The sequence below is a fragment of the Gracilibacillus oryzae genome, from assembly GCF_009498735.1.
Lineage (GTDB): Bacteria > Bacillota > Bacilli > Bacillales > Amphibacillaceae > Gracilibacillus > Gracilibacillus oryzae.
The window spans coordinates 246,275-253,780 of sequence record NZ_ML762426.1 but is presented as its reverse complement, the minus strand read 5'-3'; the positions used below and the strand labels follow the sequence as shown (position 1 = coordinate 253,780).

Annotated in this window: 4 protein-coding genes and 2 pseudogenes; 1 reads left to right on the top strand and 5 read right to left on the bottom strand. The window is 38.3% G+C overall.

Going from position 1 to position 7,506, the window contains the following annotated elements:
• The 5 genes and pseudogenes from F9U64_RS22865 to F9U64_RS06620 form a co-directional block, all read right to left on the bottom strand.
• Positions 1 to 270: pseudogene (locus F9U64_RS22865) on the bottom strand (LytTR family DNA-binding domain-containing protein); the annotation flags it as partial.
• 249 nt (positions 271 to 519) lie between these two features.
• Positions 520 to 999, bottom strand: coding sequence for an immunoglobulin-like domain-containing protein (locus F9U64_RS06635; protein ID WP_153402216.1), 480 nt, complete (start codon positions 997 to 999; stop codon positions 520 to 522).
• Positions 1,000 to 2,277: 1,278 nt separating this feature from the next.
• A complete protein-coding gene (locus F9U64_RS06630; RefSeq protein ID WP_153402215.1) occupies positions 2,278 to 2,550 on the bottom strand; it encodes a hypothetical protein in 273 nt (90 codons plus the stop codon).
• Between the two features lie 460 nt (positions 2,551 to 3,010).
• A complete protein-coding gene (locus tag F9U64_RS06625; protein ID WP_153402279.1) occupies positions 3,011 to 5,278 on the bottom strand; it encodes an ATP-dependent DNA helicase in 2,268 nt (755 codons plus the stop codon).
• A gap of 496 nt (positions 5,279 to 5,774) precedes the next feature.
• Positions 5,775 to 6,413 (bottom strand): annotated as a pseudogene (locus F9U64_RS06620) (IS110 family transposase); the annotation flags it as partial.
• A 206-nt stretch (positions 6,414 to 6,619) separates the two neighbouring features.
• On the opposite strand from F9U64_RS06620, the gene F9U64_RS06615 reads away from it, so the two are divergent.
• Positions 6,620 to 7,069 (top strand): AraC family transcriptional regulator, encoded by a 450-nt coding sequence (locus F9U64_RS06615; RefSeq protein ID WP_153402214.1) that lies wholly within the window; start codon positions 6,620 to 6,622, stop codon positions 7,067 to 7,069.
• The last annotated feature ends 437 nt before the right edge of the window (positions 7,070 to 7,506 follow it).

The window sequence follows — 7,506 nt, the reverse complement described above, 5'->3', positions numbered from 1 at the left end:
AATGCGGTATAATCGGTCGGTAGCTAAATATATTGCTTCCTGTGTTTGTACCTCAACTTCATGACCGTATGATTCGATACAAACAATATCCTCTGCCGGTAAAATGATCCGCGCATTTGTTCCTTTTTCTCTCACAGTCAGATTATCACTGTAGCTGTTGGCTTCACTTAATACCAAATCAGCAGTATCATCTATTTCCATTCCTCGTTCTTCGAGTGCGGATTTGACTTCATCATAACGCTCATTACTAATGTCAAGTTTGATTTTCAAATTGCAGCCTCCTTTCGTTCATCGCAATACAACGCTATGTTTCAAAAGTAGTGTAACAATCGGATTTTTGCATTTCAATATAAGAGGAATACTTTACAGATATAAGCACATAAATTACACAACATTGTTGAATTATATAAAAAAAGGAACCTCCAAATAAATGGAAGTTCTATTTCGTATTATGGTCTTCTTCAACTCTGGCACCCGTTACAATTTAAGTAGAACCTTTCTAAATATAATTTTATTTAACTAATCAACAGCAAACTCGGCTGTCAAATGATGCTCATCATAGTCTCCTGGCTCTCTAACATCTAGTATACCTTTCACAATACGGTATTCTCCACTATCCAGCCTTCCATAGAGCCACTCCCAATCGACTGTCCAATCACTAGCATTTGATGAATCTAATTCATATCCAGGTTCATTAAAGCCATAGGAAGTTCCTGGGACAAAGGGAACTTGATACCATGTTCCCTCTATCTTTTTTTCCAGCAAAAAATCTTCGCTATATATACACCGTTTGTCGGAGGTATTCTCAAACGTTACGGTTAATCCTGTAGAAGATACCGTTCCCTCCTTTACAATCATGGTTACTCCATCTAAGTTATTGACACTTTCATATATAGTGGGGTCCCAATCTTTTGTTTCGACAACTTGGTCTGAACCACAAGCAGACAAAAGTGTAATACATATTGCTATAAAAAAAAACGAACACAAAAATCTCTTCAAGTAATCACCCCTTTAAGTTAGACTTAAGATTCCTTTATAAGGTTTCATAATTCAACTTATTGAAAAGAACTGCCAAGTTACTTTGCCACATGGGGACGGATCTAGCGTTTCATTCCCAACTGAATTCTTGCTATTGCTGTTTTCTGTATGAATGGATACAAATACAGTTCGCATTCATGTAAAAGGTTATCTAACATATCATCATGAAAAGGCTGTCAATTTGAAAGCTGTCAAGTTTACCCCATCGGATTCCTGATGCAGACTATCCCGTAGGAAGTCTGGTTTCTGACGGGAATTCCTTGAGAAAACCATAAAAAATTTTCTTTATTCAGCTTCTTGCTTTTACTGTCTAAATTTCCTCTGGGGACAGTTCTGAATGAAGCACGAGAGCCGTCCCCGTATTTCCTACAACGGATTTTCCTATCAAATCTTTTCAGGCAAGAGGAAGTTTTGATAGGTTGAACTGGTTTTCCTATCAAATCTCTTCGGGCGGATGGGGGTTTTGATAGGTTGAACTGGTTTTCCTATCAAACCTCTTCGGGTGAGTGGGGGTTTTGATAGGTTGAGCGGGTTTTCCTATCAAATCTCTTTGGGCGAGTGGGAGTTTTGATAGGTTGATGAGCTTTACCTATCAAAACTATGTGGGCGTTCGAGTGTTTTGATAGGTTGATGACTCTTTAACATCATTACTTCATGCTCCAGCCTGATGTTTTGATGCTATGTTCCCTTCTTAACTGCATAACTCCCGAATCCACCCTAGGTTTTGATGCTATGATCCTTTCTTAACTGCATAACTCACAGATCCAACCTAGGTTTTGATGCTATAATCCGTTCTTAACTGCATAACTCACGGCCCTCCTGATTTTTTGATCTTGCACCAGAGGGACGGATCTAGCGTTTCATTCCCTAGTAAAAGTTATCTAAAAAATCATCATAAAAAGGCTGTCCATATGAAAGCTGTCAAGTTTCCCCATCGGTATCCTGATGCATACTATCCCGTGGGAAGTCTGGTTTCTGACGGTAATTCCTTGAGAGAACCATAAAAAATTTATCTTTATTCAGCCTCTTGCTTTTACTGTCTAAATTCCCTCTGGGGACAGTTTTGAATGAAGCACGAGTACCTTCCCCGTCCGTATTTATTTTTTGTCCGTTTCTATTGCTGGATTAATTATTGCTTTTGTCATCTTATGGAGAGGGAAGACGTTTAGAAATTACAAGTCTGACTATTAATTTACCTTCAGGAAATGACCACTTTTAGATTTTACAGATATATTCCATTCAATTCTTCAAAAAGGACTTATCAAAATACTCCATCACTAGTATGACTAGCCCCAAAATCGACAATAACAATCCTGCAACAAATGGGAAACCTAAGAATAAACTATCAACTACATCATTCCCATATTGCTCTGCCCCAAAAATTGCATACCACAACTTTGAACCAGACCAACTAGTTATGCTGGGAGTATATATTACTGCCGCCACAATTATAGTTAATGTAGTAAATAATCCTCCAAACATTAAAAAACCGCCAATTACTGTCCTTTTCATTCTATCGCCTCCAATTTATAAAACAAAATAAGCCACTCTGACTCACACTATTTCATAAAAACCCGTTAGATTATCAAAAATATATCTTGCATGACCAATTATCTAATCAATTTCTATCTCCCAATCATATTTTATGAATTTGCACCATGGGGACGGATCTAGCGTTTCATTCCCAACTACATTCTTGCTATTCTGTTTTCATGAATGGATACAAATACGGTTCCCATTCATGTAAAAGGTTATCTAAAATTTTATCATAAAAAAGCTGTTATTATGAAAGCAGTCAAGTTTCCCCATCGGGTTTCTGATGCATACTATCCCGTGGGAAGTCTAGTTTCTGACGGTAATTCCTTTTGAAATCCATAATTAATTAATCTTTATTCAGCCTCCTGCTTTTACTGTCTAAATTTCCTCTGGGGACAGTTCTGAATGAAGCACGGGAACCGTCCCCGTATTTCCCTTAAGCGTCACAACCAACTCTATAATGCTGCCATTCATAAGGGAGTAGTGCCTGATACTTCATCTGTAAAAATCGATCATCGATTAAGGCGATCACGCCAGTGTCAGAATCTGAACGAATAAGTCGTCCACCAGCTTGCAATACTTTATTCATTCCCGGATACACATAAGCATAATCAAAGCCATTTTTTCCTACCGATTGAAAATAGTCCTTTATAATGTTTCTTTCCAAGCCAATTTGCGGCATGCCAACCCCTACTACGATCACACCTTGTAACCTGTCTCCTTTTAAGTCCACACCTTCAGAAAAAATCCCGCCGAGTACAACAAAACCTACCAATCTTTCAGCACGATCAGACTTAAACTCTGCCAGAAAGTCTTCTCTTTCTGTTTCTGCCATTCCAACATCCTGAATAATGGTAGACACATTGGGATAAGACTCGGTAAATTGCTCATACGCATTTCTCATATACTGATAAGACGGAAAGAAGATTAAGAAATTTCCATCCTTCTTATCTATGACATCTTTGAAAAAGTGTATCATAGGCTCCATTGTCTTTTCACGATCACGATATCTCGTCGATAAGGCTTGAATGATAACCTCTGTGTTCTCTCTCACAAAAGGGGATGGAATCGAGATAACATAATCAGCAGATTGTCCGCCAAGTAAATCTTTATAATAATCGGCAGGTATTAACGTTGCTGAAAAGAATACCCTTGCCCTAAATCCTTTTCCCATTTTCAAAATTTGCTCTGATGGATCAAGGCAAAATAATTTCATCCTCACTTCACTTTTATGAATGTCCACATACGTTAGAAACTGCTCATTGTACAATTTAGCAATTTTCACAAAAGTTTGAGCAGCAAAATAAGTTTCCAGTAACAATTCATTTTCCAACTTTAACAGTTCTATTTCAGCTTCCATGATGAATGATTCTAGTAATTCTACTAGTTCTTCATCTAAGCCTTTTCGCAAATATTCTTCAGACTTCTTAACTTGTAATAAATGGTCATTAATAGCTTTAGCCTCTGTCGCAAGCCGGTTATTTTTAAATTCTCTTTTCAGCTGCAAAAAGTTTGATTTATTAATCGCAGCAGAATACATTTCTCTCGCACGATCTACTAAGTTATGTGCCTCATCCACTAGTATAGTTGTTTTCTTTTTCTGATCTTCCATCAACCGCTTCAGCGATACTCTCGGGTCAAAAATATAATTATAATCACAAATGACAGCATCCACAGCATAAGCAAGCTCGAGTGAAAATTCAAAAGGACAAACGCGGTGTTTTCTGGCGTAATGTTCAATTACGCTCCTCCCTATCATCTTTTCCTGTTCCAAAATATCAATTACCGCCCCATTTAACCGGTCATAAAACCCCTCTGCAAAAGGACATTTTTCACTTGTACAAATCGTTTCCTCTTGAAAACAAATTTTATCCTTGGCAGTTATTGTAAGGACTTTAATATCGAGACCATGATCAATCAATAGTTGAAATGCTTCTTCTGCAGCTGTTCTTGTGATTGTCTTTGCAGTTAAATAAAAAAGCTTCTCCAGCTTACCTTCGCCAATTGCTTTGACAGCAGGAAAAATAGTAGAGATGGTTTTACCTATCCCAGTCGAAGCACTTGCGAATAATGTTTTTTTGTCATCTATAGTTTTGTACACGGCACCTGCAAGTTTACGTTGACCTTCACGATAGGTCTCAAATGGAAATGCCAGTGTCTTACTCGTTTTATTTCGCTTTTGTTTGTGCTTTATCTTCACTCTTAAAAATGAAGCATATTCCTCAATGACTCCATACACAAAGGTTTCCATTTCCTCATATGTCATCACACGGCGAAATTGTTTCTGTTCCATCGTTTTCACCTGTATATACGTAAGTTGAATCGTCACCTTCGTTAAATTATGGTCTCCGGCATAAATATAACCGTAAAAAATAGCCTGCGCCCAGTGGACTGGATGTGTATCTTCCTGAACATCATCCAATAAATGAACAGTCGACTTTATTTCATCTATTGTCACAGATTCTTCGTCTTTCAGTAATCCATCACAACGTCCATCCACTCGAACAACGAAATCTTCATAAGGAATTTCTGCTTCCACAAACACTTCCTTCTGATCTTGATCCCGATAGCTTTTTTGGATTAATTGATGGATTCTAGTTCCTTCATTCATCGCACGAGACGTGCGGAATCCAGTCTCAATACTGCCACTGCGAAACACGTATTCTACTAAATTTCTTACTGATATTTTCACTGCATTTGTCATCATATCACCTAAAATAATTATCAATTGCGATGGACCAATAGTCAAATTTTTTAAAATTCCATTTTGGAAAAAACAGGAGCAACTCCTAATTAGGAAGAAAAAAGAGATCCCTAATTTGCAGAAGTCCGTTTATTACTAATCGGCTTATTCAACTAACACGATCCGTTAGTGAAATGCACCACGGGGACGGATCTAGCGTTTCATTCCCAACTGCATTCTTGCTATTGCTGTTTTCATGAATGGATACAAATACGGTTCCCATTCATGTAAAAGGTTATCTAAAATATCATCATAAAAAGGCTGTCAATATGAGCGCTGTCAAGTTTCCCCATCGGGTTTCTGATGCATACTATCCCGTGGGAAGTCTGGTTTCTGACGGTAATTCCTTGAGAAAACCATAATAAATTTATCTTTATTCAGCCTCTTGCATTTACTGTCTATATTTCCTCTGGGGACAGTTCTGAATGAAGCACGGGAACCGTCCCCGTATTTCCTCTTCTTCTGCCGTCAATGCAGCCAGATCAGTTGGAAACGGGAAATTACGCAAGCTACACATTGCTGCTTTTCCTTCCCAGTCTTTGAATACATCGAAAAACTCTGGAAAATATCGCTGAAGGTTATTTTGTATACGTCCTTCTATGATCATCAGCTGTTTCGATAGTTGATCTCTAACTTTGACGCCTTCTCTTAGTTCGGCATAAATTCCTTCTAAGAGGTTCGGTACGGAGTATCTCCCATCTTTGATCAGCTGTGAAATCACCCTTGCATCCTTTGTGTCGTTTTTCGTTGGTGAATTATCATCCAGTTCTTTGGACTTTTTTACATGCATCGGATTGACGATCACAAAATCATAGCCTCTATCTTTTAGGTAATAAGCTAGGCTTAACCAATAATGGCCAGTCGGTTCTACACCAAAGATGACATGGTCTTTCTCCTGTTTCTTTTGGTGTTGGACCACCCATTCCAATAACCTTTCAAATCCATGTTCTCGATTTTCAAAGATCCATCGCTTTCCAAACTCTATTCCTCGATCATCCTGTGCTCTTGCCACGTGTTTTTCTTTCGCAATATCGATACCTACTATCAATGTGGATGGTGTGATTTGCGAAATCTTTTCGTTTTGCGTATAATTCATCTTGAGTCCTCCTTGGGTATTAATTAAGGGTCCTTTTTCGTTGCAACGATCGGACACCTCGTATCATACCAAGGAGGCTTTTTGTATTCAAACCTCAAATTTCTTCATTACAGGAATGCTCCTATAATTTTAAAAAAATCAGTGAATATCATTTTATATCATGTTACATTCGATAAGTACTGAAAAACCATAAGAGGAGAATGATTATGGAAATGAAAATCGAAACAATACCAACATCAAGAATCGCATATATACGCAAAGTCGGGCCATATGGATCTGCCAATAAACAAACAATGGAAAATCTGAAGAAATGGGCAGCTGAGAGAAATCTCCTTTCAACGGCAACTATATTCGGCATGGCACAGGACAATCCTGAGACAACGCCACCAGAAGAATGCCGCTATGATGCCTGTATTGTCCTTACAGATAAAGAACCTGTTGATCATCAGGTTTCAGAGGGGGTACTTAATGGCGGGACCTATCTGGTATGCAAAGTAGAGCATACGACTAAAGCTGTTCAGCAAGCATGGGCAGACATTATCCCATTTGCAGCAAAAAATAATTACCAAATTGAGCAGAAGCCGATTTTAGAAAGATATACTGCTGAAATGATCAGAAATGAATTTTGTGAATTGTGTGTCCCGGTTTCTCTCTAAAGAATTGCCAGAACGAGCGATTAGTCTGCTTGTTCTGGCTGTAGTTATCTTGCAAAAATCTTCTCAATTGTCTTTCTGTCATAATCTAAGATCCAATCATTATATTTTTCATAGATTTCCATCGTTATCTTCTACTTTTCCGCTTTATCTCCGGATTAACGGGAAATCCGCTGGCTTCTTCTCCTACTTTTCCAGTTTATCTCCGGATTAACGGGAAATCTACTGGCATCCTCTCCTACTTTTCCAGTTTATCTCGACATTAACAGGAAATCTACTGGCTTACCCTCCTACTTTTCCAGTTTATCTCCGGATTAACGGGAAATCTACTGGCTTACCCTCCTACTTTTCCAGTTTATCTCCGGATTAACAGGAAATCTACTGGTTTCCTCTCCTACTTTTCCAGTTTATCTCCGGATTAACAGGAAATCTGCTGGCTT

Coding starts and splice junctions, on each gene's coding strand:
- F9U64_RS06625 (WP_153402279.1), bottom strand. CDS start 5,278: ATGACAAATGCAGTGAAAATATCAGTAAGAAATTTAGTAGAATACGTG.
- F9U64_RS06630 (WP_153402215.1), bottom strand. CDS start 2,550: ATGAAAAGGACAGTAATTGGCGGTTTTTTAATGTTTGGAGGATTATTT.
- F9U64_RS06615 (WP_153402214.1), top strand. CDS start 6,620: ATGGAAATGAAAATCGAAACAATACCAACATCAAGAATCGCATATATA.